The sequence below is a fragment of the Nocardia arizonensis genome (assembly GCF_001310275.1).
In the GTDB taxonomy this organism is placed as follows: Bacteria; Actinomycetota; Actinomycetes; order Mycobacteriales; family Mycobacteriaceae; genus Nocardia; species Nocardia arizonensis.
The window spans coordinates 36,136-61,413 of the sequence record NZ_LGYZ01000047.1; the positions used below are offsets into that span (position 1 = coordinate 36,136).

Here is a 25,278-nt window from a genome sequence, read left to right on the forward strand (position 1 = left end):
CTCACATACGGAAGACGCCGAAGCCGTCGGCGCCCTCGATCGGGGCATTGTGGATGGCCGAGAGCGCCATGCCCAATACCGTTCGGGTGTCACGCGGGTCGATCACGCCGTCGTCGTAGAGCCGCCCCGACATGAACATGGGCAGCGATTCGGCCTCGATCTGGGCCTCCACCGCCGCGCGCATGCCGGCGTCGGCCGCCTCGTCGAAGGGCAGCCCCTTGGCCTCGGCCGCCGCGCGCCCAACGATCGAGATGACGCCCGCCAGCTGCGCGCCGCCCATGACCGCGGATTTCGCACTGGGCCAAGCGAAGACGAAGCGCGGGTCGTATGCGCGCCCGCACATGCCGTAGTGGCCCGCGCCGTAGGAGGCGCCCATCAACAGCGAGATGTGCGGCACCGTGGAATTGGAGACCGCGTTGATCATCATCGCGCCGTGCTTGATGATGCCCTTCTGCTCGAATTCCCGCCCGACCATATAGCCGGTGGTGTTGTGCAGGAACAGCAGCGGCGTGTTCTTCTGGTTCGCCAACTGGATGAACTGGGTCGCCTTCTGCGATTCCTCGGAGAACAGCACGCCGCGGGCATTGGCGAGTATGCCGACCGGATAACCGTGCAGTTCCGCCCATCCGGTGACCAGACTGCTGCCGTAGAGCGGCTTGAACTCGTCGAAATCCGAGCCGTCGACCACCCGGGCGATGACCTCGCGCGGATCGAAGGGAACCTTCAGATCCGCGGATACGATCCCGAGCAGTTCCTCCTGATCGAACAGCGGTTCGCGCACCTCGGCACGCGGCAGCGGACCGCGCTTGGTCCAATTCAGGCGTTTGACGATGGACCGGCCGATGCGAATGGCGTCCTGTTCGTCGGCGGCCAGATAATCGGCCAGCCCCGACACCCGCGCGTGCATGTCCGCACCGCCGAGCGATTCGTCGTCGGATTCCTCACCGGTGGCCATCTTGACCAGCGGCGGGCCGCCGAGGAAGACCTTGGACCGCTCCTTGATCATGACCGTGTAGTCGGACATGCCGGGGATATAGGCCCCGCCCGCGGTGGAATTGCCGAAGACCAGCGCGATGGTGGGAATTCCGGCCGCCGAGAGCCTGGTCAGGTCGCGGAACATCCGGCCGCCCGGTACGAAGACCTCTTTCTGCGTGGGCAGATCCGCGCCGCCGGATTCGACGAGTCCGATCACCGGTAGCCGATTCTCCCGGGCGATATCGTTGACCCGCAGATTCTTGCGCAGCGTCCACGGATTCGAGGTGCCGCCGCGCACCGTGGGATCCGGCGCGACGATGAGGCATTCGACGCCCTCGACGATGCCGATGCCCGCGATGACACTGGCGCCGACGTGGAATTCACTGCCCCAGGCCGCGAGCGGGCACAGTTCGAGAAACGGCGAATCCTCGTCGACGAGCAGTTCGATGCGTTCGCGAGCGGTCAATTTGCCGCGTTTGCGATGCCGCGCCAATTTGTCCGGGCCGCCGCCCGCCACCGCCTTGGCGAATTCCGCCTCGATCTCGGTGAGTTTGTCCGTCATCGCCGCCGCCGCGGCGGCGTATTCCGGCGACCCGCTGTCCAATGTGGTCCGCAACGCCGTCATGACTGGTACCCCAATCGCTTCGCCGCCAATCCGGTGAGAATTTCGGTGGTGCCGCCGCCGATGCCGAGGATGCGGATGTCACGGTACTGACGCTCCACTTCGGATTCGCGCATGTACCCGAGGCCGCCGAACAATTGGACCGCCTGATTGGCGACCCATTCGGCCGCCTCGACCGCGGTGTTCTTGGCGAAGCACACCTCGGCGATCAGATCGGTCTCGCCCTCGGCGCTGCGCCGGGCGACCTCGCGGGTGTAGACCCGGGCGACGTCGATGCGGCGCGCCATCTCGGTCACGGTGTTCTGCACGGCCTGCCTGCTGATGAGCGGGCGGCCGAAGGTCTCGCGGGCGCGCACCCAGTCCAGCGTCAGGTCGAGGCAGCGCTGCGCCTGGGAGTACGCCTGCACCGCTAGCCCGACCCGCTCGCTGACGAAAGCGCCCGCGATCTGGAGGAATCCCGAATTCTCGGTACCGACCAGATTCGACGCGGGCACCCGCACGTCCACGTAGGACAGTTCGGCGGTGTCGGAGGCGCGCCATCCCATCTTGTCCAGTTTGCGGCCGACGGTGAATCCGGGCGTGTCCTTCTCCACCACCAGCAGCGAGATGCCGCCCGATCCCGGTCCGCCGGTGCGCACCGCGGTGACGACGAAATCGGCGCGGCATCCCGAGGTGATGTAGGTCTTGGCGCCGTTGACGATGTAGTGGTCGCCGTCGCGGCGGGCGGTGGTGCTCAGATGGCCGACATCCGAGCCGCCGCCGGGTTCGGTGATGGCAAGCGACCCGATGAGATCACCGGCGAGCGTCGGCGCGGCGAAGCGCTCGATGAGTTCGGCGTCGCCGGTGGCGATGATGTGCGGCACCGCGATACCGCAGGTGAACAGCGAGGCGAACAGCCCGCCGGAACATCCGGCCTCGTGCATCTCCTCGCAGACGATCATGGCGTCGATACCGTCGCCGCCCGAGCCGCCCGCCGACTCCGGGAACTGGATGCCGAGCAGTCCGAGTTCGCCCGCCTTCTTGTGCAATTCGCGCGGGATCTCCCCGTCGCGTTCCCAGTCATCGAGGTGGGGCAGCACCTCGCGCTCAGCGAAAGCCCTTACGGTGGCACGCAATTCGCGCCGCTCCGGCGTATTCCACGGTGAATTCATCGCCACTCCATGTCCAGATTCCTGATCGCTCGTCTCATGCGGAAGTTCGGTGCAGTTCGGCGGGGATATCGACATGGCGCGAGCGCAGCCATTCGCCCAGTCCCTTGGCCTGCGGATCGAAACGGGCCCGGTATGCCACGCCCTGGCCGAGCAGGCCGGTGACGATGAAGTTCAGCGCCCGCAGATTCGGCAGGACGTGCCGGGTGACGGTCAACTCCGCCGTCTCCGGCAACAGTCGCTTCAACTCCTCGGTGGTCAGGGTGTGCACCAGCCACCGCCACTGCTCCTCGGTGCGCACCCAGACACCGATATTGGCGTCGCCGCCCTTGTCGCCGCTGCGCGCCAGCGCGATCTCACCCAATGGCGCCCGGCGGGTCGGCCCGGTCGGCAGTGGCGGCGGCAGCACAGGTTCCGGCACCGGCTCCAGCGCGACGGTCGTCGACGCGGGCGCGATATCGACGCGACTGCCGTCGGGCAGCACCGCGACATGCGCGACCTCGGCGGCATCGACGTATCCGGGCCGGAAGACACCGTAGGGCGACCCATGGCCCGGCAGGGTGGTGAAACTGCATCCCGGATAGCCGGCCAACGCCAATTCCACCGCCACATTGGAGAATGCCCGCCCGACCTTGTTCGGGTCGGGATCGCGCACCACGCAGCGCAGCAGCGCGCTCGCGCCCTCCTCGGTGTCGGCGTCGGGACGGTCGAGCCGGGCAAGGGTCCAGTTCAACTCGGCCGGGCGCACCGGCAGCCAGGATTCCAGTTGTCGTCGCGCGAGTGCGGCTTTGGCCTCGATATCGAGGCCGGTGAGGATGAACTCCATCTCGTTGCGGAAGCCGCCGACGGTGTTCAGCGAGACTTTGAGCGTGGGTGGCGGCGCCTCACCGGTGACCGCGGCGATACGCACGCGGTCCGGGGCCTGCTGGGTCAGCTCGACGCTGTCGAGTCGCGCGGTGACATCGGGTCCGGCGTAGCGCGCGCCCTGGATCTCGTACATCAACTGGGCCCGCACGGTGTCCACGGTGACCGCGCCGCCGGTGCCACCGTGCTTGGTGATGACACTGCCGCCGTCGGCGCGGATCTCCGCGATGGGGAAGCCCGGGCGGCCGAGATCGGCGAGTTCGGTGAAGAAGGCGTAATTGCCGCCGGTGGCCTGGGTACCGCACTCGATCACGTGACCGGCCACCACCGCGCCCGCGAGCGCGTCGTAATCGGTTCGGCGCCAACCGAAATGCGCGGCGGCGGGACCGACGACCACCGACGCGTCGGTGACCCGGCCGGTCACAACGATGTCCGCGCCCGCGTCCAGACAGGCCGCGATACCCCATGCCCCGAGATAGGCATTGGCGGTGAGCGGCGCGCCGAAACCGAGTTCGGCGGCGCGCAGCAGCAGATCGTCGCCTTCCACGTGCGCAATGGCGGCGTCGAGACCGAGTTCAGCGGCGACCTTGCGCAATTTCTCGGCCAGGCCCGCCGGATTCAGTCCGCCCGCGTTCGCGACGATGCGCACCTTGCGTTCGAGCGCGAGCGCCAGACAGTCGGTGATCTGGGTGACGAAGGTCTTGGCGTAGCCGAGGTTCGGGTCCTTCATCCGGTCCCGGCCGAGGATCAGCATGGTCAGCTCGGCGAGATAGTCACCGGTGAGCACGTCGAGCTGCCCTCCCTCGAGCATTTCCCGCATGGCGACGAGCCGATCGCCGTAGAAGCCGGAACAGTTGCCGATTCGGATCACATCCGGATCGGCGGCGAGCATACTCATCAGCCGGACCTCCCTGTGCGGCGAACACCCGCCTGCGACCGCGTCGTCGCGGCGGGCCCATTCGCGTTCCGGGACAGCATCACATTCGGCCAAGAAAAAATCAAGCTTGCGTGCTTGTTAATATTCGCCCAGCTCAGACCCGCACAGCGGCGGAAGTTGTCGGGTCTCAGCGGATCTGGCGGTGTTTCGCACTTTCGCGGCGGCATGGTGGCGGATCTCACGTATGTGGCGGGAAGGTACGCTCGGCCGCGCTGGGACGCCGCTACTGACGTGGCAGGCCCGACACCCGACCCAGCGCACAGCACCTCTGATCGCCACCCGCCTTCGAACAAATATCCGACAATTAGAACGGTGGTTCGTCATCGGGACTCGGCTTCGCCGGGCTGCCCCAGGGGTCGGACCCAGCCCCGGACCTGGTCGACCCGAATGTCCCACCACGGAGGTTCTGACGGGCTTCCCACTCGGCTTGCTCTTGGGCTTCTTGCCGGGCCTTCACCTCGCGTGTACGTGGCAGTGTGGGCACCGAGCCGTGTCTGGCCAGGAGGTAGTTCCGAAGAAGGATTTCGCGGTGGGACCTGGACGGCTCCTGGTCCCAGCCGTTGTATCCAGAGTCGTCATCTTCGACAGGCTCGATGTCGTCCGGGTCCACATCGGCAAGTTGACACAGCGCCAGGAAGATCACTTCCACGGTCTCCTGTTGCGGCAGCCTCATGGCGCTCAGTGTCTTGCGGACCGTCTCGTGGTTGGCGGTGCTCTTCCGCTGATCCTCATCGAGTCTCTGAACAGCGTCGGCGATCTTCCTCATCGGAGGCTCGCCCGCGGCGATGTAGAACCGCCACAGCATCTCGATCAACGGGACGGACTTCTCGGGTACGTCGGTCGGTTTGGCCAGACGCGCCGGCATGTGCAGTCGTGACATTTCGCCTGGTCTACCTCTTGCGGACGCGCGTCTGCGACAGAACGTTCACCGGACGGAGTAGGTGTGCCAGACGCCCCAGATCAGATGGGATCGGTACGAACGTTTCCGGTGCGCACGACGGGGGTCCGGTTGGTGGACGCGGTGAAGATCTACCTCGCCACGATTCCCGCGCCGAATAGCCGCCGCGGTTACGCCGCCGCGCTGGATCGCCTGGTGGCCGACTTCCGGTGCGGACGGTGATGTCGGGTTGCTGGATCCGGGTTGGTCTATGTGTGGGGAGACAAGGCGCCCAAGACGTTCAACCTGCGGCTGACCGCGTTGTCGTCGCCTGCGGGTACTGGCGTGAGCAAGGTTGGTTGACCGGGGATCCGGCGGCGCGGTTGCGGGCTCGGCCGACGCCGCCGGACAACAGCAAGGCCGTGACCTCGGGGGAGGTGGCAGAACAGCTGGGTGGGGATGCGGCGTTGCGGGAGCGGGCGCTGTGGACGATGTTGTACGAGTCCGCGGCCCGCGTCGAGGAGATCCTGACCCTCGATGTCGTCGATCTGGACACCGTCAACCGGTGTGGAGTCGTGGATCCGCAAGGGCGGGGCACGCGATGTCGTCTACTGGCAGACCGGCACCGCGCGACTGCTGCCCCGTGTGATCGCCAGCCGCCGGTCCGGGCCCCGGTTCCTTACCGACCGTCGAGCGAAACCGTCTGTAGCCTTGGACGATATTGACCCGAGTACCGACCGTGGTCGGCTATCGTACCGACGGGCGGCGACGGTGTTCGAGGAACATACCGCGCAGATGACGCGTGGACCGTTCACCCTGCATCAGCTGCGCCATTCCCGGTTGACGCACGCAGCCGAGCAGGGTGCGTCCACGCCGATGCTGATGACGTTGTCCGGGCGCACCTCGGTGCGCAGCCTGACGAAATACGCGAAGGTCTCGGCGGAAGCCCTCGGTCGATGGCAGGCTCGCACCGACCCTGCTACCCGTCGGGGATAGCCCGCTTTCATCGTCGGCGGTAAAAGTTATGGATTTCGTATCTCGTCAGGGCAGCGGAACGTATTTCGTTTTTCCGACCAGCGAGATGCTGTTGGCAAGCGCGAGGGCTGCGAAGTATCCGAGCGTGGAGTTCGGGTGGCTGTAGTACGTTCCACCTTTGTCGTAGTCGATGATCAGTTGACGCATGTTGGCCTCGACCTTGTCGCGGGCGTCCTGCATGGTCCCTTGGCTTGCGAGTCGGGCAAGGCCATCGGCGACCGCTTCGCCGAGCGGGTCAGCGTGAGCGTGACGGGGAATGATCGGAACCCGGATGGTGAATCCAAGCCACGCCTCGACTCCCTGGTTGATTGCCTCAGCCCCCAGGTTTCTGCCGGTCTTACATGCGACCGAGACGACAGCTTTCCCTGCGGCTGCATTGACATTGGTTTTGTTGACTGTCGAGTTCCCGCTGGTCAACCAATCGTCGCTTGTGCCGTGGCCGAAGTAGCACACTAGATTGAGATTCGTTTCCCGCAGCGCTTGGAGGATTCCCGCTTGGTCGGCGGGCGACATGTGGTCGACGCAGTATCGTTCCTGGTGCGGTCCGCACAGACGCGATACGAGGTCCTTGTACCAGTCCGCCGCCGTCGTCGAGTTGCCATCGTCGCAGGGGCATATACCGACGAAGTAGCTCATCGAGCGCCCCGGGCGAGGCGATCGATCACCGATTCGATTCCGTCCCGGCGCACCGCATGTTCGAGGAGCCCGACGAACGCAACTCCGTCCTCGTTGGCCGAGTTATCGGCAGCGGTGAGTAACTCCCGTCGGGTGAGGATACGCTCACCGCTGAGGAAACCAAGCGCTGGCTCATCCGGCATCTCCGACATCCACTGCTGCAAGGCCGCGCGAATGCCGAGCCACTCGTTCCTTGTCAGTGTCATCAGACAATCCTCCGCGAAAGCCGCTCGATACCGTCATCGGGATCCTGCCAGACCTCGTCATAGGGTGCCGTGGTGATATCGGCCGGCGAAGCGACCTCAGCGAGATCGCCGATGCCGAGCCCCCTCCACCAACGGTCTCGCACTCGTACACCGGCGCAGCCGACCGGCATCGCAACGTTCGTGATGCATTGCGTCAGTTCCTGATTCGATGCGACGATCGAGACACCAGTGGTCAGTCGGACCGCCAGCGGGGTGCCCGCGTCAACTGTGCCTGAGAGTGAGAGAGCGACCTTTGTGTCCGCGACTCGCGCAGCTATGAGTGTCATCCTTTCCGCGCGTGATATCGCAACAACAAGCGCCCAGTCGGGTTGCCAGACCCCTCGCCTGTAGGAGTCGAGGATCGGTTGCCGGAAACGGTCGGCGCCCTCAAGCACGGCCACACTCCGGCCGGTGAGGGCAAGTATCCAGCTTTCGTGCGAGCCGAAGGAGATGTCAAAGCCGGCGCCCGCCTCGGGAAGCGCAGGAAATAGTGTCGACGCAGTACCCGCGGCGCGGAAGGCGCACTCGGTATTCTCGCCTGCTACCTTGGCGAAGTCGGCCGTGCCGACACCTTCGCGGGGATCGCCCGGCGGCAGGCCGAGTAGTGACTGAGTCGTTCCTTGTAGTCGAAATGTTCCGTCCCTGCCGACGCTGATCACGTCACCGAGACGTAAGTTCAGGCCGAACGGCATGACCAGCCGCATATCGGTGTCTTGTTGAATGGATTTGACGAGTTTCATGCTCAAAGCTGTGCCTACCCTCTGCTAGTGATGCGTAGGAAGCTCTCTGTCGTCAGCTGACACTACCGACATGCGCCCAGGCCCTCAATCATTTCCGATATTCGAGAGGTTGCTCGGTCAACTGTCAGCCAGCAGATGTTACATCCGGTTCCGACAGAAAGGCGGCGGTTCTGCACCCGTTCCAAGTATCCGCGCCACTTGGGGTCGCCGACTGGTTGGATCGCGAATTCATCTGTCGCGAGTTGTCGGAGGGGCGTTACCACGGCTGACCCAGTACTGTGACTGACCGGCATATCTGTCACCTGACCATTATTTCTGTCACCACACCTTGGTGTCGTGCGTGACGGAGTGCGACCCCAGCCGTAGATCGGTTCACGGCGTCGGAATCCTGGTGGTGAGGCGGTCTCGATCGGTCTCGGGGCGGAGAGGTTGCTCACCGGAGATCAATTGGACTGTCAGCGGCCAGTATTCCGACCTCCGCGCGGGCGGCGAGCATTTGCCTCGTTGGTGTGCTGCTCGGCCGCCCTTGGGGAGGATGCCATGGCCGCTGTCATCTGACCCGATGTCGATTGAGGTGATCGGCGTTTCGGTCATCGGGTTCCGGTCGTTGTGGGCACAATCTGGCCGGAACCCAGGTAGTCAATTACTGGCGACATCGACACGTACGGTCGGCAGACTTCCCTTCGTCAGATCTCTGCACCGGGAGGCGGGAATGCCAGCCATATCGCTCTACATGTTTCGTGACGATGATTTCCGAGGCAACACGATGATCGCCGCTATCGAACATCCGAGTGGACTGTGGGCCGTCCATGGCCGAACCGACGTCGGGAGACGCCGAAGTGCGCTCGTTTGGGAGCGCGAAGATCGGGAAGTGCTTTTCGATCTGCGGGCCGAAGCCAACACTCCTGCGGTGACCTCGGCGATCGATGATGCGCTCGGCGGTTCGGTCGACAGGCGGGGGGAGATCAACGCCGGATGGATCCCGTGGCGTTATGTGTATTACTACAATGACGTTCCGGGACGCTACAACGATCTCGATCTGTTGGTTCGAATCTCATTCGACTTCCACATCGACCTGCCGACGATCTTATGGGTGGATGTCGACGGCACGATCAACTTCTACGTGCTCTTCTCCGCCGACAGTGACGGGCGACTTCGCGCGTTCGTCGATGGATGGAGCTATCGGTTCGACGGTGGTTGGCCATTGGCGAGTATCGTACGAAGACGGCTCAGCGGCGCTGTGGCGGATGCGGTTGACAACGTCCAGGAGCTGCTCGACACAGCGATTGAACGGTTCAGCCGCCAACGTTTCGATCTTGTCTATCTACTGCCCGGAAACGGCGCTAGGTCGGGCATCGACAATACCGATGTCGACACTCATGTATCGCTAGCCCTACTCCCTCGGCCACAGAATGAGGAGCCATTCTGATGTCTGTTATCAAGCACATGGAATCAATGGTCACGCGCGGAAAAGGAAGCCGAGGACAGGCCCACAAGCCAAGGAAGTCCGGAGGTGCCCCAATCGCAACCGAACCACCTACGGACGATTGCCGCAATCTGCCGACCCTCGATCAGCTCGGTTCGACACCTGCCGCGAGAGCGAGTAACGATCGGGAACCGAATGCGAGCACATGAGCACACGATCGTGACCGGCTGCCGCACACACGTGGCGGCAGGACTGAATTCTTCCAGATCGTAGCCCTATACCGTTGGGGTGAAACAAAATTCGAAGGAAAGGTGAAACGGCAATGGTTGATATCAGACGTATCGACTGGACAATTCGAACCGGGCCGGAGTGGTGGAGTGGGACGAACGATACCGTGAAGATTGAAATCCTGAGGGATGGAAGCCTTGTCAAGAGACTGAATCTGGAGCCGGGCAACACTCCACGCCTCGACCGGAGCGAGTTTGCCACATACTTCTGGGTATTCCAGAATTCTGACAATATCGGGGTGGCCGTCTCCGGCACAGTGGTGCCATACACCGAGCGCTTCCCTTCCGGGTTGGTCGAGCACCTGAGTGTTCGGTTCATCGCCAAAGGAGAGGACGCATGGGAGGCGCTCGATATAAGCAGCACGGTCTATACGGGGCAGCTGCGATTCGTTCCCGGGACAATCGATGAGTTCGAATGGGTCGAAGAACTTCATGAATTCCAATTCCCAGGACGCGACGTGCTCAGCACTGACCGGTCCGAAGGCGTCACTAGACTCACACTCAATTACTGACGGCGTGTTGGTTCGAGGCGAGACGAAGATCGATCGCGCCGAATGATCCGACATTCGGGTGAACTCCACAGGAAGTCACGGTGCCGAAATCCTTTCCGCCGTCGGTACGACGGCAGGTGCGCGCTCGGGGTCCCGGACTGGGGAGGTCGCGTATTCAACTGTCGCGAGGTCCCGACGGGTCCATCCACCTTTGTAACTGGAATACGCTGGACAATTTCGACACGGAGTTCCGAAGTCACGGCAAGGTGGTGGCATGCCAGAAGCCAACGGCCCCTTGTTGATCAAGAACACCGGCAGTCCAGATGAGCTCGTAGCGCTGCTGGAGTGGTTTCGGCGCGAGGATGCCCTGCGTGGGCGAGTGCGTGTGCTTCCCGAACAGATCGGCGATGGGAGGACGGAGGACCTGTCGGGCGCACTACTGGTGGCGGTTGGTGCGGGAGATGCCGCAGCCGCAGGATCGATCGCTACTGCGATTATCGGGTTGTTCGTAGCTCGCCGGAGCGAGAAGACCCACGATGAATCAAGCTCGCTGAGGACGGAACTGTAGAGGTTGCTGTCGGCCCAATTGGCAGTGGTTGGGATCCGGCGTATCCCGGCCCCCGCGTCAGGCGCTATCCGGTGCGTTCAGCCTTTTCGGCTCCATCCCCTGCGACCTCGATTCTCTTCGAAAACGAGTAGCTGGGTACTCGCGCCAACCGGGAAAGGCCCAGGAAGGCTGGTGAGCGACTGCATAGCCCCACATGAAAGGAAGACTGGGAGAGATCTTCGCGAAATCCAGCGGTGTTTCTTACTTTCGTCGCGGCGTGGTGGCGGATTCTCACGTATGTGACGGGGGGAGAGATGATGTCGCGGTGCGAGAGACAGGACAGATGGGTTGTGCCGCCGGGGATTTCGAGGCGGTGTTCGTGACCGGGACTGGTGAGGAGCGGCGGGTGTCGTGGGATCGGCTTCCGGGGTTGGTGCAGGAGTTGGGGCGGCCTGTGCGGTCGTTTGTGTCGTATCGGGGGCGGCGGAGCTATCCGGGCTGGTATTGGTCGGCGACGATGGGGCGTCATGTCGGGTTCGAGTCGTGGGTGGAGCGGGATCATTTGGTGGCGTTGGACTTCGACGCTTCGGTGGCCGATATCGTGTCGCAGCCGTTTTGGCTGGTGTGGAGGCCGGAGCGGGGTAGGCCGCGTCGTCATGCCCCGGACTTCCTGGTGCGTTCGGCCGATGGCGCGGTTCTGGTGCTGGACTCGCGGCCGCTGGAGCTGATCGGCGAGCGTGATCGTGAGGCGTTCGAGGCCACCGGCCGGGCGTGTGCGGCGCTGGATTGGCGTTACGCGGTGTGGGATCGGCTGCGGGGGCCGTTGGTCGCCAATCAGCGCTGGTTGGCCGGGTATCGGCATCCGCGGTGCATGAACACCGAGGTCGCTGAGGGATTGGTGCGGGTGTTCAACCGGCCGATGCCGTTATTGGAGGGTGCGGAGCTGGTTGGTGACCCGTTGGGCACGCTGCCGGTGCTGTATCACCTGATGTGGAAGCAGCTGCTCGTGGCGGATCTGGCGGTGGCTCTGTCGCAACGCACGATCGTGCGGACCGCGCATCATGCGGGGGATTTGGCGGAAGTGGCGGATCTGGCGGCGGAGTTGGCGGAAGTGGCGGCGGGTGATCGTCGGTGAATTCCGATCGCAATGTGCTGAGGATTGGTGACCGGGTGGTTTTCGCCGGGGCGTGTCACACGGTGGTGGCGTTCACTGGCACGACGCTGCGGTTGCTGGCCGACTCCGGACAGGCCACGGTCGTCGCTTTGGGGTATCTGCTGGCGGCCGAGGATTTCGAGTTGATCGGCGCGGGCGCGGTGGCGCGGGTGGATCCGGTGGGACTGTTGGACTCCCTGCCCGATCATGTGTTGGAGGCGGCTCGGGAGTGGGAGCGGCATCTGGTCGAAATCGACACAGGTCTGCCACCGAACGCCGGCGCCGACACGCGGCCGCGCCCGGATTACGACCCGGCGACGCGCACGGTCACCCAGCGGTGCAAGGCCAAGGCCGCAGAGTTGACCGCAGCCGGGTCGAAGACCAGTTTCCGCACGGTGGAGCGGATGCGAGCCCGCTATCGTGACCAGGGCTTGTGGGGGCTGGTCGACACCCGCCACACCAGAGGGGCGCGACCGAACGCCGCAGTCGACGAGCGGGTGGTGGAGGCCGCGCGGACGGTGATCGCCGCGCAGACGCATACCTCGACGGGCACCCGGTCACGGGCGATCCGGCAGATCCGTGAGTTATTGGACGACCAGTACGGCCCCGGGGTCGTGGTCTTGCCGTCGCAGGCCACCTGCTATCGGCTGCTGGAGGCGTTGTCCAAGGGCCACCACACGTTCGGGGCGGCCACCAGCAGGCGCACGACGGCGTTCTACACCGCCACCACGGCAGCGCGGCCGGGTGAGCAGGTACAGATCGACGCGACGCCGTTGGATGTGATGGCGGTGATGGACGACGGGGTGATCGGCCGCGCCGAATTGGTTCTGTCGATCGACATCGCCACCCGCACGCTCTGCGCGGGGGTGCTGCGTCCGGTGGGCGCGAAGGCGGTCGACGCGGCGCTGCTGCTGGCGCGCACGATGGTGCTTTAACCAATGCGGCCGGGCTGGGACAAAGCCTTGGCCATGTCCGCGACCCGTATTCCGCATCAGCGGTTGCTCGCTCTGGATGCCCGGTTGGCGATGGCGGCCGCGCGGCCAGTGATCGTGCCGGACACCGTGGTCATCGACCACGGCAAAGTGTTCGTGTCGGAGGTGTTCCTACGCGCCGCGGACACTCTCGGCATCTCGGTCCAGCCGACCCGCAAGCACACACCAACCGACAAGCAGATCATCGAGCGCACGTTCGGCTCGATCAACACCCTGTTCTGCCAGCACGTCGCCGGATACACCGGCCGCGATGTCGCCCACCGCGGAACCGATGTCGCCGACCGGGCCGTATGGTCGCTGGCCGAACTCCAGGATCTGTTCGACGAGTGGGTTCTCTGCTGGCAGAACCGGCCCCACGAGGGCCTCCGGCACCCTTTGAACCCCGACCGGGCCGTCTCCCCCAATGACGCCTACGCCGCGTTGGTAGCGGCCGCGGGTTACATCCCGGTGTCACTGACCGGCGAGGACTACATCGAGTTGCTTCCCGCGGACTGGAGGACGATCACCGATACCGGCGTCCAGATCGAATACCGCACCTACAACAGCCCCGAACTGCGGGTTTGGGCCGGGGTGAACTCCGGGGTCGCCAGCAAGGACCAGAGGTGGGAGGTGCACTACGACCCCTATGACGTCTCGCGGATCTGGGTACGCAATCACCACGGTCAGGGCTGGATGACAGTGCCGTGGACCCACCACGCGGTGGTGGGACAGCCGTTCGCGGACTTCACCTGGCGGGCCTCACGCAAGATCGCCGCGCAGCGCGGCGTCGATGACACCAACGAAATGGCCGTCGCGGTCATCCTGGCAGCACTGCTACGCCGCGCCGCGACCGGCCCCGGCGCTGACCGGGTGCTGGCACGAACGCTGTCGGCCCGCGAGATGACCAACCACCTGCCCGAGGAGTTGAACACGCCGGTTCCGGCTGCGTTGCCTGCCGCACACGGCGACGTCGAAGATGCCGACGATCCGGCCGATCAGGCCGACGTGGTGGCTGCGGATGTGGTGCCGTTCGGAATGTTCGACCCGTTCGCCGAGGACCTGGGAGGCCGCTGGTGACTCTCACCCCGGCCGAACCCGAGATCCGCCACCCGCTGTCGACCAAACTGGGGTGATTCTCGTTCGCCGCGCAGATACCGCCCGAGCCGCCGCGACTGCTGCCCACCACGGACTTCACACGCCTGGACGGTCTCGAGCGCGAGTTCTACAACGAGGCCCGCCAGGACTACCACTCCTCGCTGCTGCTGGTCGCCACCCCGGACATCCGCCGGATCATCCACCACGGCACGAAACTGGTGATCAACAACCGCGGCAAGCAACTGGGCCGCCGCGGGCTACTGGTGTCCGGCGCCAGCGGAACCAGCAAATCCACCTCGATCACTCAGCTGGGCAAGAGATTTCAGATCGATCTGGAACGACGCTATCCCCCCGACCCCGACCGCATCCCGGTCGTCTACATCGAGATCCCTCCTGACGCCCACCCAAAAGCACTGGCCCAGGAAATGGCGGCGTTCCTCGGGCTGCCGGTGGGCAGAACCGACAACCCGCAAGCCGTCGCCCACAACGTCGCCGAAGTGATGCGCCGAGGCCGCACGGGCATGGTCCTCGTCGATGAGATCCACCGGTTGGACCTGACGACCAAGAACGGCAGGAATATCGCTGACCAGCTGAAATGGTTCTTCGACCACGTCGGAGCAACGTTCGTCTATGCCGGACTCGACCTTGAGGAATCCAACCTGTTCTCCGGCGTCCGCGGCCGCCAGATACTCGGCCGGTTCATCCCGATCAAGACCGGCGCCTTCAGCTATCGCACCGACGCCGACAAACAGGACTGGGCCAAGCTCGTCGCCACCATGGAACACGCACTGCGCCTATACCGGCACAAACCGGGAACCCTCATCGAGCAGGCACCCTATCTGCACGCCCGCACCGGCGGCATGATCGGCAGCCTGGACCAACTCGTCTACGAGGCCGCCAACGACGCCATCAGCGATAGCACCGAGCGGATCACCAAGAAACACCTCGACGCGGTCCTGCTCGACGGTGCCGCGATCGCCCAGTTCCAACCCCATGGCCGACGCGGGAGCGGGCGATGAAGCGATGGCAATACCCCGCCGCACGCCTACCATTCCGCATTCGGCCAGTCCGCGGAGAAACATTGGTGTCTTTCATCTTCCGACTTGCCGATGCCAACGCCCTGGCCCGCCCGACACTACTGCTGCGAGCCCTGGGCGAACCCCGCGGCGCACTACCGACAGCGTCCTGGATCAACGCCTACGAGATCACACTCAACACAGCTGCCGCGCACAGGTTGGAAACCTTCACCGGCGTCCCGATCGCCAGACTTCGCACAGCACTTCCTGCACTGGTCACGACCAGCACCGGCCCTGATCCGAATACCCCAACCTTCCACGGACATCGCTCCGTCCGGCTACGTGACCACTGCCAGGAATGCGTCGCGCGCCTGCCAGGACACCCCCGGATCAGAGTGCACGACAAACTGCCCCCGAGATCTGCCGACAACACCGCCGATGGGTCCGAACCACACACGCCAGACCCACCAGATCGACCTGTCCGGCACCCCGGCCCTCCTCAAGGCCCACCGCCGCCTCAAGCGGCTATGTTCCGGCCACCGGTGACCGGGACTGGACGATGGAACAACTCACAGCCGCCGAATACGTTGCACACCAATGGTTCCGATACCGCACCAACACCAAATACCGGCACCTGCACACACGTTGGGACCAGCGAGCCGCCGCAATAACAACCCCCGCCCCGCCACCAGGGCTGCTCGTGCTGCCCGAGGCCGTCACCATCGCCACAACGCTCTGCGACCTCGAATGGCGCCGATATATCGCGATGGCCGAAACCGACCTCAACCTGCACCAGTTCTACCAGCTCATCGCCCGCCGACTCGGACAACCACCCGAGTTCGCCCGTCGAATCACCTGGTCCCACCACGACGACCCCCTCAAACAATGGGTCACCGCCCAACGCAAACGGCACCAGCCAACCCGACATGAATACTGGCGCCGCGTCCGCAGCTACCCCTACAGCGCCGACCTCCAAACCGCCCTACTCCCGACAATCCGCCACTTCAAGTGAGAAAGGATGACCAATGACAACCCCACCCCAACTGGCGCACCGCAGGTCAACCCCAACACCCCCGCCACATCAAAAGCGAACTGACACCGCACCCGGCGTGCAGAATGGACGGCGTGTCCAGCGACGTCATGGTGATCGTTCTGCTCGCCCTCTCCGGATTCCTCCTTGGCGGGGCGTACTCGCTGTGGAAGACCGCCCGGCCGCTCGCCATCGCGCTGGGAGTCGCGGGTCTGCTCGCGGCGGGCGGCGCGATCGCCTGGCTGCTCTAGGCGCGAGCCAGGCGGAAGATTCGCAGATCCTCGGGCACGCCGCTGAGCGGGGGCGCGAAAAAGCTGCGGCGATAGGGTTTGGCACTGAGACCGAGGTCGGCGAGGGTATCCGGGCCGAGCGCGTCGAGGGTGGACTTCGAGAGCATGGTGTTGCCATTGCCTCCCGCCTCCATCACCCGCGCCGCGATGGTCACATCGACCCCGAGCCAGTCGCCGCCGATCTCGCGCGGCGAACCGGTGTGCAGCCCCATCCGCATACGCGGCCGATAGCCGCTCACCTTGACCTGTTCCAGATTCTGCTTGGCCCGCACCGCGGCCCGGACCGCGCTGTCGGCCGAGGTGAACACGGCCATCACCCCGTCGCCCATGCGTTTGACGACATGCCCGCCACGCTCGGCGATGGGCGGCTCGATGGCCTTGGCCACCCCGCGCAGCAGTTCCAAGGTCGCCTCATCCCCCGCGGTGAGCGACCAACTGGAGAATGCGACCAGGTCGGTGAACAGTACAGTTACCTCTTGGCTACCTTTACCGCGACCGACCCGCTCCAGCATCGCCTGCCACACCTGCAATGCGCCGAACCCGATCTCGCGCGCCGCACTCGGTGTGTCGCCGACGAGTTTGTCCGCGGCGCGCGCCACCGCGCGCGGCCCGCCCGGACCCGAAACCGACAGTGGATCACCGAAAGCCGGATCGCCGGGCAACTGTTCGCGCGCCTTGCGCAGCGCGTCGATGAGATCGGGGCGCTGATTGGCCGCATTCATCAACGCGGACAACTGACCGCGGCGAAACCCCTGGCCGGAGCGTCGACTTCGCGATGACCGCCCCGAAGAACCGGACGGAATCGCCGCCTCGGGCGGAACGGCGCCGCCCTCCCCCGTCTCAGGACCGGACGCGCCACCGCCGGAAGGTGTTTCGCTCACGGACCGAGCGTAGCTCAGCGCGCCGAGACACGGCAGACTACCGATAAGCACCATCGGACACCTCCGCGACGAATGCCGGCGAACACGTCGTTGAGGCCGCCGATGGGATACGTGCAGATTGCTGCCAAAATGCTACCGCTTGGTAGAAGCGGAGGCGGTCTACCGTCCCACAGTTACCGTTCGCGGCCGTCTCGCGTCCGAGGGGCCGCGACAATGCGACGAAGTCGCGAGTCGCGGCCCCTCAGACGCGAGACACAAAGGGCCGCGAACCCGCGGCGCCGAAGGCGCCGCCGATATCTCAAGCGTCGCGGCGATTGACCACGAACAGCGCGGCACCGAACACGATCGCGACGAACGCGGCGAAGTAGAGCAGTCCGCCCCACGCGCCCCAGTGCCACGGCAGGTCGGCATTGGTCGTGTCGAGGAAGCGGCCCGCGTTCTGGAAGGGCAGGAATACCTGGATCTGACGGCCGCGCTCACCGAACGCGCCCACGATCGGCTCGATCAGCACCGGCCACACGATCAGCAGCGACAGCGCACCCGCCGACTGGCGGATCAGCGCGCCGACACCCACGGACAGGAACACCACCAGCGCCACGAACAACGGGACGGCGTAGAAGACCTTGTTGTCGCCGTCGGCCAGGCTCAGGAACTGGCCCGCGTCACTGCCCGCCATGAGCTTGAAGATCAGAAAGCTGAGCAGGGTCAGCACCGCCGACAGCGCGGCCGCGGCCACACTGATCAGACCGGCCTTGGCGAGCAGCACCGAGGTGCGGTTGGGCAGTGCCAGGAAGGTCGCCTTGATCGTGCCGAAGCGGTATTCGCTGGTCACCGCCAGCGCCGCGAGGATCATGACGAGGATGTAGCCCAGGCCCGGGAAACCGGAGGCGATGCCGGTGATGCCGAGTCCGGCGATGGAATTGCGCGGGTAGGGATCGGTGGTGGCCGTCTCCTTGCCCGCGGCGACATCGGAGTTGTACTGTTCGACGCCCAACTTGATCACCAGGGCGAACAGTGCCGCGATGCCGAGGACGGACACGATCATCAATACCGTGCACCAGATCGGTGACCTGGTGGAGGTCAGTTTGATCCGTTCCGCTGCCAATACGCCCATCAGAGCGCACCTCCCATAGCCGTGTACGTGACGGGTCCGTCCGGTCCGGGCGCGTCGAAGGACGCGCCGTGGTACTCCACCGCACCGCCGGTCATGCGCATGAACGCCTCCTCCAGCGACGCGCGCTGCGGGGACAGTTCGAACAGCGTGATGTCGTTCGCGCCGGCGAGCTTGCCGACCTCGTCGGTGGTGGTGTTCGCGACCAGCAGCGACGGCCCTTCGGCGCTCTCGCCGACCTCGCGGATCGTCATACCGTTCGAGGTGAGCAGGCTGCGCAGCTGGTCGAGTTGCGGACTGCGCACCCGCACGGCCGTCTCCGAGGACTTCTCGATGAATTCCTTGGTGGTGGTGTCGGCGATGAGCTGGCCGCGGCCGATCACGATCAGGTGTTCGGCGGTCTGGGCCATCTCCGAGAGGAGGTGGCTCGACACCAGCACCGTGCGGCCCTCGGCGGCCAGCCGCTGCATGAACCGGCGGATCCACAGGATGCCCTCCGGATCGAGGCCGTTCACCGGCTCGTCGAACAGCAGCACCTCGGGGTCGCCGAGCAGCGCGCCCGCCAATCCGAGCCGCTGCGACATGCCGAGGGAGAATCCGCCCGCGGATTTGCCCGCCACCTCGGACAGCCCGACCAGCCGCAGCACCTCCTCGACCCGGGACTTCTCGATGCCGTTGGAGGCGGCCAGCCATTGCAGATGCGCCCGCGCCGAACGATTCGGATGCACCCACCGGGCATCCAGCAGCGCGCCGACCGTGCGCAGCGGATTCTCCAACTCGGTATACGGCTTGCCCTTGATCAGCGCGGTACCGGCGGTCGGCCGGTCCAGCCCCAGGATCATTCGCATGGTGGTCGATTTACCGGCGCCGTTGGGTCCGAGGAAACCCGTCACCAGTCCTGGTCGGACGGTGAAGGTGAGATCCCGAACCGCGACGGTCTGCCCATAGTGCTTGGTCAGGCCCCTCAGCTCGATCATGGCCACCAGCATTGCCCAGATCCGCCGCCCGCGCGTCCCCACAAAGTGTTCTCTCCGGTCATCCTCAGGTATGACAGTCGGACGCCCAGGTAGGCGACAGCGCGTCCGGGGATTTACGGAAGCTCGACCGGTCTTCGAGCACCGCGCGGGCGTCGATGCGGGGGCGCGTTCAGAACCAGGAGGTGGCCCTGATGGCGTTGGCGAGGTCGACCAGGGCGTAGCGGTGGGCTCGGCCGGGGGCGGTGCGGGCGAGGGCGCGGAGGCCGGATTCGGTGGCTTCGCGTAGGTCTCGGTCGGTGAAGGGGGCGTCGAGGAGGGCGGCGTCGGGGCGGGCGGGGGTATTGCCCGCTTGCAGCCAGGCCAGGGCCGCGCCGAGGACCAGGACGCGCAGTTGGGTGGCCCGATGCTCGCCCGGCGGGAGCGAGGCGACGCGGGCCGCGGCTATGTGGAGGGTGGATTCTTCGAGGCGGGCGATGGGACCGGAGGTGAGCAGCAGCCAGACCGCGGTCAGGCGGGCGGTGGTGAAACCGCGCGAGGTGGCGGGCACCTCGTCCAGCGCCGCGACCGCTTCGGTGACCCGCCCCGCCGCCGCGAGTTGGCGCGCCAGTCCGAAGGCCGCGCTCACCACCGCACGGTCGGTGCGCCAGACGGTGGCGTAGAACTGTTCGGCGTAGGCGCGCCACTGCTCATGATCCGCGGAATCCCACTGTTGCAGAACGAGTTCCGCCGTCGCGGCGAGTGCGAGCTTGGGGGCGATCTCACCGGGCAGCACCCGCAGGACCTCGTCGAAGGCGGCGAAGGCGCTCTCGTAATTGCCGTCGAGCAATTCGACCTGGCCGAGATACCAGTCCGCTCGCCAATCCGGCGCGGACAGCTGATCCAGCAAGGACCGCACCTCGGCGGTCTCACCCAACTCCAGCCGCGCCCGCGCCCGCGCCAAACGCAGTTCCGTACCGAAGGTCTCCGGGACGTTTTCGGGGTCGGCCTCGGCGCGCGAGCCCGCCTCGTCCAAGGCCGCCAGCGCCTGCCTCGGATCGGGCAGCGCGGTGGCGGCCATCAGCGCGGCCGACGGGTCCGTCGGATCGAGCAGTGGCACGGGCAGCGCGGCGACGATGTCGCCCGCGCGCAGCTCGGGGCTGCGGCCCACGCCGTCGGCGTAGGCGTCGGTCTGGCTGATCAGTTCCTCGATGCCGAAACTGGCGCGCTGCGGGCTGAACACCGTGGACAGCTGGGGATGCTCCGCGCCGGTATCGAGGGCGAGTACCTCCCGCAGCACACCAGCCAACTGCGCGGATACGGCGCGGGCGGAGGCGAAACGACGGGCGGGATCGGGATCGGTCGCGCACAGCAGCAGACGATGGAAGAACTCGTAGCGCCGCAGCACCGGATGTTCGTCGGCATCCGGGATGCCGTCTCGGTAACGGCCGTGCTCCATCGGCATGTTCAGGGTCAACACGGCCAGCGTGCGGCCGACGGTGTAGATGTCGGAGGCCACCGTCGGCCCGGTGCGGGCGATCTCGGGCGCTTGGAAACCCTTGGTGCCGTAGAGATTTCCATACGCCTCGATGGCGGTTACGGCCCCGAGGTCAATCAGCTTCACCTGGTCCTCGGTGACCATCACATTGTCGGGCTTGAGATCGTTGTAGGTGAGTCCGATCGAATGCAGATACTCCAGCGCGGGCAGCACTTCCAGCACATAGGCGATGGCCTCGGCCACCGGCATCCGCTGCGGGCGCGCATAGGTGTCCAGGATCGCGCGCAGCGACCGCCCGCCGACGTACTCCATGACGATGTAGCCGATCGGCTCACCGTCCGGCCCTGGATTCTCCACGAAATTGTGGATCTTGACGATGCTCGGATGCGCGACCTCGGCCAGGAATTGCCGCTCCGCCACCGCCACCGCCTGCGCCTCGGCATCGCCGGCGTGCAGCAGACCCTTGAGCACCACCCACCGGTCGCTCACATTCCGGTCGATGGCCAGATAGATCCACCCGAGACCGCCGTGCGCGATACAGCCCTGGATCTCGTACTGCCACGACACCATATCGCCCGGATGCAGCGACGGGCGGAAATCGTAAGGCGCGTGACAAGTTTCGCAGACCCCGACGGTCGTGGCCGAATGCGAGGCCGTCGCGCGCCCCACCGGATCGCCACAGCGCCAGCAGAACCGTTTCCCCTCGGCGACGACCGGGTCGGCGAGCACGGCGGTCATCGGATCCGCGGGCGCGACCGCCGGAATGGTCACCAGTCCGGCCCCGAGCCTGCGCACCGTCGGCCGCGACCGCGCGGTGCGCACGCTGCGCCCCGAAGTACGCAGTGCCGCACCGGAATCCCGCGCCGACCCCGACCGGTGGCCTGCCACCGCCGCGTCGCCCGACGCCGCGCCGAGGGCCGCGGTGGGCGTCGCGGCAACGGCGGGGTTCGGCTGCGGGTCGGCGTTGGCGGGGCCGGTCGACAGCGCCGGGTCGGCGGCCTGTCCGGTGGGCTCGTCCGCGATATTCGGTTCGGAGGGTGGGACGGCGACCGCGGCTTCCGGCTCCGCCCAGAAACCGAGGTAGAGGGGCTGGGTCGTTTCCTCGGCGTCGAGGACGGGTTCGGGGTCGCGGTGTCCGGCGACCACTTCCGACCAGCGGATGGTCGGTACGGCGGATTCGGTGTCCGGCGGGGTGCCGTATGGGTCGTCGGTATGGTCGCGCTGCTGTTCGCTCATGGTCGTTCAGTCCTGATACACCGGGGTCGGTGGGCCCGCGGCATCGCCGAGAATCGACAGCCATTGCCGATACAGTCGGATCCAGGTGCCGTCGGATCTGACGCGTTCCAGTGTGCCGTTGACGAAACGCACGAGATCCTCCGCGTCGCGCGGGATGCCGATGCCGTAGGGCTCGGCGCTGAGGCTCGCGCCGACGAGTGCGGTGTAGGGGTCCTGGGCGGCCATGCCAGCCAGGATGGCGTCGTCGGTGCTCACCGCGTCGACCTGCCGCTGCTGGAGCACGACCAGGCAGTCGGCCCAACTCGGCACGGTGAGCAGGGTGGCGGCGGGCTGTTCGCGGCGGATGCGTTCCAGCGAGGTGGTGCCGCGCACCACGCAGACCCGTTTGCCCGCCAGGTCCGCGACGCCGGTGATACCGGAGTCCTTCATGGCCAGCACCCGCTGATTCGCCCGCAGGTATTCGGTGGAGAAGGCGACCCGCTGCCGCCGCTCACAGGTGATGGTCATGGTCTTGGCGACGATGTCCACCGTGTGGTTCTGCAACGCGTCCTCGCGTTCGGCCGAACCGAGACTGCGGAATTCGACCAGTTCCGCATTGCCGAGCAGATCGCGCGCGACCTCGCGGGCGATATCGGCGTCGAAACCGACGATGGCGCCGCCGACCGGGTCGCGGAAGCTGAAAAGGTTACTGCCGGTGTCCAATCCGACTATGAGCCGACCGCGCTGCCGAATCGCGTCAAGCGTCGGCCCGCGTGCCGCCGTGCCCGAGCCGGTGGGCCGCAGACTCGCGGTCGGATCGCCGCAGGGCACGTCGTTCTTCGGCGGCAGCGGCATATCCGTCAGCAGCGGAACGGCTTTGGCGGGCAGCGGCGGCGCGGCATAGTCGGCGGACCTGGTCGGCCCGGCCGAACCGGAGTCGTCGCCGCAGCCGGACAGTGTCGCGACCGCGACCAGCACGGCGGCCGCGATGCCGCACGCCCGCCTCACCGGTACTCCCGCAGCCGCGGCCACAGACCGAGTCCGATGTAGACGGTGGCGAGCACTCCGAGCACCGTCGCACCGGGGGCGAGCAGGTCGAGGCAGGTACTGGCGCGGGCGATCCGGCCGCGCAATGTCTGTCTGGTCTCGGCGATGCCCTCGCCGAGCGCGTGATCCAACGCCTCGACCTGCGCGGCGGCGTCGGCGGCGTCGGGTCCGGTGGCGACCCGCGCCGCGCCCTGGAAGTCGCCGCGGGCGAGCGCGTCGTTCATCCGCTGATGGGCGCCGCGCCAACGGTCCAGTGCCGCACGGGCATTCACTACCGATCGGGCGGCGGGCGCGTCGCCGGGGTAGCCGCCGAGCAGTTCGTCGAGACGGGCGACACCCGAGTCGAAGGTGCGGTCGTAATCGCCGGTCGCGTCTCGGCGCACCAGTTTCAGAGTCTCGGCCGACCGGGCCTGCTGGGTCAGGATTCGGCTCTCGGTGAGCCTCGACCCCGGCACCGCGCCGTGATCGCGACCCTGGACCACGGCGGTGGCCGAGAGCGATCCCGCGATCACCGTCCACGCCAACAGGATCGCCATCGCACCGGAGGCGAGCAGCAGCCCGGCGTTGAAGGTGCGCCGCCAGCGCTTGGCCAATTCGACCTGCGCCCAGGCCAAGGCGAGACAGGCGAATACGAGCAGGATGACCGCCGTCCACGGCGGGCTCACGTGGTCGCGCTGCGCGGCGTCCACCGCGTCGGAGCGCTGATCCTGGAGGTCGGCGGCCATCGGCAGCAGCGAGGTCTGCATCTGATTCGATGCCTCGCTCAAATACGCGGCGCCGACCGGATTTCCGATGCGATTGTTGGTGCGCGCGGTTTCCACGAGTCCCGTGTACACGGGAATGCCGGTGGCGATGCCGGTGCGCAGGCGCGCGTCCCCGGAGTTCACCGCGGCATCGTGGTCGATATGGCCGGAGTGGATGATCAATTCGGCCGCGGCCTCGCCGATGGCCTGCGAATACCGGTCGCGCACCGCTTCGGGTTCCACACCGCCGGAGATGAACGCGGTGCTCGCGGCCGCGTCGGCGATGGACAGCGCGGTGTAGAGGTTGTGCGCGGAAGCGGCGTCCGGTTCGGTGTCGGCGAGCAGGATGTCGAGGCCCTGCTGCCGTTCGCCGACGGTATCGGAGGTCACGGTGCCCGCGGCGAGACAGATTCCGATCAGCAGCAATCCGAGGGCAATCAGACGACCCGGTGAGGACCGCGCGAAGTACCGCAGGTCGGCCGGATCGAGGTGTTCGCGCACCACGGCCGCGGGCACGTGGACGAAATGCGCGCGCCGGAACTCGGCGCCGACCGACGGCGGCCGCGCGACCGACAACTGCTCGGTCCGAGCCATATCCACCTCCGTGGGTCCGCGCCACCCTCGGGCGCCTGCGTCGCAGTTTATTGTGGTCGTACCGGCGCCGCGGCTCGGGCGATACCTCCGCGACGGCGCGGCGGCGCGCAGCAGTGGCGCCTGGATGAGGATGGGTAGCGATGCGTGGTGACGGTGACGGCTGGTCGTTCAGCCCGGACGGAATGCGGCACTGGGGCATATACGGTGCTGCCGGATTGTTGCTGCGGGCACCGCTCATCGGCGGCGGCGTGGCGGTGCTGCTCCAACATCGGGCGCCCTGGAGTCATCAGGGCGGCACCTGGGCGCTGCCCGGCGGCGCGCTCGACAGCCACGAGACCCCCGCGCATGCGGCGGTCCGCGAGGCGTGGGAGGAGGCCGGTATCCGACCGGTCGACGTGCGGGTGCGCGGCGAACGCGTGACCGCGTCCGCGCCGAGCGGCTGGATATACACCACCGTGATCGCCGACACCACCGAACCGCTGCCGACCAGCGGCAATCCGGAGAGCACGGCATTGGTCTGGGTGCCCGAGGACGAGGTGGTGGCCCACCCGCTGCATCCCGGATTCGCCGCGGCGTGGCCGGGACTGCGCGCCGCGCCCGCCCGGGTGCGACTCGACGGCGTCGCCGACGCGACCCTGCTGGCCGCCGCGCTCCCGCGCGTCGTCGACCTTGCCGATCAGGGATTCGTCTGGCTGCATTCCGAACCGGATGGTCCGGGAAGCGATGCCAGGATCATCGAATCGCCCGCCGAATCCGACGGGGACAGTGTGCTCGCGCTGACCCGCGCCCAGGTGCTGACCTGAGCCGCGCGA

The 25,278-nt window shown here is 66.3% G+C and carries 26 protein-coding genes; 13 read left to right on the top strand and 13 right to left on the bottom strand.

Going from position 1 to position 25,278, the window contains the following annotated elements; translation table 11 throughout:
* Nucleotide 1 precedes the first annotated feature (1 nt).
* The 4 genes from APZ21_RS06725 to APZ21_RS06740 form a co-directional block, all read right to left on the bottom strand.
* Nucleotides 2-1,600 (bottom strand): acyl-CoA carboxylase subunit beta, encoded by a 1,599-nt coding sequence (locus tag APZ21_RS06725; protein ID WP_054812357.1) that lies wholly within the window; start codon nt 1,598-1,600, stop codon nt 2-4.
* Nucleotides 1,597-2,748 (bottom strand): acyl-CoA dehydrogenase family protein, encoded by a 1,152-nt coding sequence (locus APZ21_RS06730; RefSeq protein WP_054812427.1) that lies wholly within the window; start codon nt 2,746-2,748, stop codon nt 1,597-1,599. Before APZ21_RS06730 ends, APZ21_RS06725 begins: the two co-directional genes overlap by 4 nt.
* Before the next feature lie 34 nt (nt 2,749-2,782).
* Nucleotides 2,783-4,507, bottom strand: a complete 1,725-nt coding sequence (locus APZ21_RS06735) for an acyclic terpene utilization AtuA family protein (RefSeq protein WP_054812358.1) — start codon at nt 4,505-4,507, stop codon at nt 2,783-2,785.
* A 343-nt stretch (nt 4,508-4,850) separates the two neighbouring features.
* Nucleotides 4,851-5,360 carry a hypothetical protein gene (locus tag APZ21_RS06740; protein WP_156370783.1) on the bottom strand — a complete coding sequence of 170 codons (510 nt, stop codon included), beginning with the start codon at nt 5,358-5,360 and terminating at the stop codon, nt 4,851-4,853.
* Between the two features lie 129 nt (nt 5,361-5,489).
* Between APZ21_RS06740 and APZ21_RS33775 the strand changes: the two genes are divergently transcribed.
* Together APZ21_RS33775 and APZ21_RS35455 are read left to right on the top strand one after the other, a co-directional pair.
* Nucleotides 5,490-5,666, top strand: a complete 177-nt coding sequence (locus APZ21_RS33775) for a hypothetical protein (protein ID WP_156370785.1) — start codon at nt 5,490-5,492, stop codon at nt 5,664-5,666.
* A 294-nt stretch (nt 5,667-5,960) separates the two neighbouring features.
* A complete protein-coding gene (locus tag APZ21_RS35455; protein ID WP_239476518.1) occupies nt 5,961-6,419 on the top strand; it encodes a tyrosine-type recombinase/integrase in 459 nt (152 codons plus the stop codon).
* Nucleotides 6,420-6,464: 45 nt separating this feature from the next.
* On the opposite strand, the gene APZ21_RS06755 is transcribed toward APZ21_RS35455, so the two are convergent.
* The 3 genes from APZ21_RS06755 to APZ21_RS06765 are packed head-to-tail and all read right to left on the bottom strand — an operon-like array spanning nt 6,465 to nt 8,118.
* Nucleotides 6,465-7,094 carry a hypothetical protein gene (locus APZ21_RS06755; protein ID WP_054812360.1) on the bottom strand — a complete coding sequence of 210 codons (630 nt, stop codon included), beginning with the start codon at nt 7,092-7,094 and terminating at the stop codon, nt 6,465-6,467.
* On the bottom strand, nt 7,091-7,339 hold the full coding sequence (locus APZ21_RS06760; RefSeq protein WP_054812361.1) for a hypothetical protein: 249 nt from the start codon (nt 7,337-7,339) through the stop codon (nt 7,091-7,093). The genes APZ21_RS06755 and APZ21_RS06760 overlap by 4 nt, the downstream gene beginning before the upstream one ends.
* Nucleotides 7,339-8,118 carry a hypothetical protein gene (locus tag APZ21_RS06765; protein WP_156370787.1) on the bottom strand — a complete coding sequence of 260 codons (780 nt, stop codon included), beginning with the start codon at nt 8,116-8,118 and terminating at the stop codon, nt 7,339-7,341. The genes APZ21_RS06760 and APZ21_RS06765 overlap by 1 nt, the downstream gene beginning before the upstream one ends.
* A gap of 562 nt (nt 8,119-8,680) precedes the next feature.
* Here APZ21_RS06765 and APZ21_RS33780 point away from each other — a divergent pair.
* From APZ21_RS33780 to APZ21_RS35000, 10 genes are all read left to right on the top strand, one after another.
* Nucleotides 8,681-9,547, top strand: coding sequence for a hypothetical protein (locus tag APZ21_RS33780; RefSeq protein WP_156370789.1), 867 nt, complete (start codon nt 8,681-8,683; stop codon nt 9,545-9,547).
* Between the two features lie 319 nt (nt 9,548-9,866).
* Nucleotides 9,867-10,343 (top strand): hypothetical protein, encoded by a 477-nt coding sequence (locus APZ21_RS06775; RefSeq protein ID WP_054812364.1) that lies wholly within the window; start codon nt 9,867-9,869, stop codon nt 10,341-10,343.
* Nucleotides 10,344-10,596: 253 nt separating this feature from the next.
* Nucleotides 10,597-10,890, top strand: coding sequence for an effector-associated constant component EACC1 (locus APZ21_RS06780; RefSeq protein ID WP_054812365.1), 294 nt, complete (start codon nt 10,597-10,599; stop codon nt 10,888-10,890).
* 193 nt (nt 10,891-11,083) lie between these two features.
* Nucleotides 11,084-12,004, top strand: a complete 921-nt coding sequence (locus tag APZ21_RS06785; protein WP_239476519.1) for a TnsA-like heteromeric transposase endonuclease subunit — start codon at nt 11,084-11,086, stop codon at nt 12,002-12,004.
* 35 nt (nt 12,005-12,039) lie between these two features.
* On the top strand, nt 12,040-12,957 hold the full coding sequence (locus APZ21_RS35460; RefSeq protein ID WP_239476520.1) for a helix-turn-helix domain-containing protein: 918 nt from the start codon (nt 12,040-12,042) through the stop codon (nt 12,955-12,957).
* 33 nt (nt 12,958-12,990) lie between these two features.
* Entirely contained in the window at nt 12,991-14,070 is a 1,080-nt protein-coding gene (locus tag APZ21_RS35465) for a Mu transposase C-terminal domain-containing protein (RefSeq protein WP_239476521.1), read from the top strand.
* A gap of 185 nt (nt 14,071-14,255) precedes the next feature.
* A complete protein-coding gene (locus APZ21_RS06795; RefSeq protein ID WP_338048707.1) occupies nt 14,256-15,107 on the top strand; it encodes a TniB family NTP-binding protein in 852 nt (283 codons plus the stop codon).
* A complete protein-coding gene (locus tag APZ21_RS36260) occupies nt 15,104-15,775 on the top strand; it encodes a TniQ family protein (RefSeq protein WP_156370791.1) in 672 nt (223 codons plus the stop codon). Before APZ21_RS06795 ends, APZ21_RS36260 begins: the two co-directional genes overlap by 4 nt.
* The gene (locus tag APZ21_RS06800; protein ID WP_054812367.1) at nt 15,664-16,116 is read left to right on the top strand and encodes a hypothetical protein; all 453 of its coding nucleotides are present in this window, start codon (nt 15,664-15,666) and stop codon (nt 16,114-16,116) included. Before APZ21_RS36260 ends, APZ21_RS06800 begins: the two co-directional genes overlap by 112 nt.
* Before the next feature lie 113 nt (nt 16,117-16,229).
* Nucleotides 16,230-16,385, top strand: a complete 156-nt coding sequence (locus tag APZ21_RS35000) for a hypothetical protein (protein WP_169812116.1) — start codon at nt 16,230-16,232, stop codon at nt 16,383-16,385.
* Here the strand turns inward: APZ21_RS35000 and APZ21_RS06805 are convergent.
* From APZ21_RS06805 to APZ21_RS35475, 6 genes are all read right to left on the bottom strand, one after another.
* The gene (locus tag APZ21_RS06805) at nt 16,382-17,146 is read right to left on the bottom strand and encodes an adenylate/guanylate cyclase domain-containing protein (protein WP_082392893.1); all 765 of its coding nucleotides are present in this window, start codon (nt 17,144-17,146) and stop codon (nt 16,382-16,384) included. The genes APZ21_RS35000 and APZ21_RS06805 overlap by 4 nt on opposite strands.
* 457 nt (nt 17,147-17,603) lie before the next feature.
* The gene (locus tag APZ21_RS06810; RefSeq protein ID WP_054812368.1) at nt 17,604-18,419 is read right to left on the bottom strand and encodes an ABC transporter permease; all 816 of its coding nucleotides are present in this window, start codon (nt 18,417-18,419) and stop codon (nt 17,604-17,606) included.
* Nucleotides 18,419-19,393, bottom strand: coding sequence for an ATP-binding cassette domain-containing protein (locus APZ21_RS06815; RefSeq protein WP_054812429.1), 975 nt, complete (start codon nt 19,391-19,393; stop codon nt 18,419-18,421). Before APZ21_RS06815 ends, APZ21_RS06810 begins: the two co-directional genes overlap by 1 nt.
* Nucleotides 19,394-19,562: 169 nt before the next feature.
* Nucleotides 19,563-22,103 carry a serine/threonine-protein kinase gene (locus APZ21_RS06820; RefSeq protein WP_082392894.1) on the bottom strand — a complete coding sequence of 847 codons (2,541 nt, stop codon included), beginning with the start codon at nt 22,101-22,103 and terminating at the stop codon, nt 19,563-19,565.
* A 6-nt stretch (nt 22,104-22,109) separates the two neighbouring features.
* Complete coding sequence (locus APZ21_RS35470) at nt 22,110-23,090, bottom strand: glutamate ABC transporter substrate-binding protein (RefSeq protein WP_239476523.1); 981 nt, start codon at nt 23,088-23,090, stop codon at nt 22,110-22,112.
* Nucleotides 23,087-24,466, bottom strand: a complete 1,380-nt coding sequence (locus APZ21_RS35475) for a hypothetical protein (RefSeq protein WP_239476524.1) — start codon at nt 24,464-24,466, stop codon at nt 23,087-23,089. Before APZ21_RS35475 ends, APZ21_RS35470 begins: the two co-directional genes overlap by 4 nt.
* Nucleotides 24,467-24,606: 140 nt before the next feature.
* Here APZ21_RS35475 and APZ21_RS06835 point away from each other — a divergent pair, with 140 nt between their 5' ends.
* Entirely contained in the window at nt 24,607-25,269 is a 663-nt protein-coding gene (locus tag APZ21_RS06835) for an NUDIX hydrolase (RefSeq protein ID WP_054812370.1), read from the top strand.
* The last annotated feature ends 9 nt before the right edge of the window (nt 25,270-25,278 follow it).

Excerpts from the sequence above, each read along its gene's own strand:
- APZ21_RS06805 (WP_082392893.1), bottom strand. The coding sequence starts at position 17,146 with ATGAATGCGGCCAATCAGCGCCCCGATCTCATCGACGCGCTGCGCAAG.
- APZ21_RS35465 (WP_239476521.1), top strand. The coding sequence starts at position 12,991 with ATGTCCGCGACCCGTATTCCGCATCAGCGGTTGCTCGCTCTGGATGCC.
- APZ21_RS06735 (WP_054812358.1), bottom strand. The coding sequence starts at position 4,507 with ATGAGTATGCTCGCCGCCGATCCGGATGTGATCCGAATCGGCAACTGT.
- APZ21_RS06785 (WP_239476519.1), top strand. The coding sequence starts at position 11,084 with ATGAAAGGAAGACTGGGAGAGATCTTCGCGAAATCCAGCGGTGTTTCT.
- APZ21_RS06765 (WP_156370787.1), bottom strand. The coding sequence starts at position 8,118 with ATGAAACTCGTCAAATCCATTCAACAAGACACCGATATGCGGCTGGTC.
- APZ21_RS06800 (WP_054812367.1), top strand. The coding sequence starts at position 15,664 with ATGGAACAACTCACAGCCGCCGAATACGTTGCACACCAATGGTTCCGA.
- APZ21_RS06810 (WP_054812368.1), bottom strand. The coding sequence starts at position 18,419 with ATGGGCGTATTGGCAGCGGAACGGATCAAACTGACCTCCACCAGGTCA.
- APZ21_RS06755 (WP_054812360.1), bottom strand. The coding sequence starts at position 7,094 with ATGAGCTACTTCGTCGGTATATGCCCCTGCGACGATGGCAACTCGACG.
- APZ21_RS33780 (WP_156370789.1), top strand. The coding sequence starts at position 8,681 with ATGTCGATTGAGGTGATCGGCGTTTCGGTCATCGGGTTCCGGTCGTTG.
- APZ21_RS06815 (WP_054812429.1), bottom strand. The coding sequence starts at position 19,393 with ATGATCGAGCTGAGGGGCCTGACCAAGCACTATGGGCAGACCGTCGCG.
- APZ21_RS06780 (WP_054812365.1), top strand. The coding sequence starts at position 10,597 with ATGCCAGAAGCCAACGGCCCCTTGTTGATCAAGAACACCGGCAGTCCA.
- APZ21_RS06760 (WP_054812361.1), bottom strand. The coding sequence starts at position 7,339 with ATGACACTGACAAGGAACGAGTGGCTCGGCATTCGCGCGGCCTTGCAG.
- APZ21_RS36260 (WP_156370791.1), top strand. The coding sequence starts at position 15,104 with ATGAAGCGATGGCAATACCCCGCCGCACGCCTACCATTCCGCATTCGG.
- APZ21_RS06725 (WP_054812357.1), bottom strand. The coding sequence starts at position 1,600 with ATGACGGCGTTGCGGACCACATTGGACAGCGGGTCGCCGGAATACGCC.
- APZ21_RS06730 (WP_054812427.1), bottom strand. The coding sequence starts at position 2,748 with ATGAATTCACCGTGGAATACGCCGGAGCGGCGCGAATTGCGTGCCACC.
- APZ21_RS35455 (WP_239476518.1), top strand. The coding sequence starts at position 5,961 with ATGTCGTCGATCTGGACACCGTCAACCGGTGTGGAGTCGTGGATCCGC.
- APZ21_RS06820 (WP_082392894.1), bottom strand. The coding sequence starts at position 22,103 with ATGAGCGAACAGCAGCGCGACCATACCGACGACCCATACGGCACCCCG.
- APZ21_RS35475 (WP_239476524.1), bottom strand. The coding sequence starts at position 24,466 with ATGGCTCGGACCGAGCAGTTGTCGGTCGCGCGGCCGCCGTCGGTCGGC.
- APZ21_RS06775 (WP_054812364.1), top strand. The coding sequence starts at position 9,867 with ATGGTTGATATCAGACGTATCGACTGGACAATTCGAACCGGGCCGGAG.
- APZ21_RS06835 (WP_054812370.1), top strand. The coding sequence starts at position 24,607 with ATGCGTGGTGACGGTGACGGCTGGTCGTTCAGCCCGGACGGAATGCGG.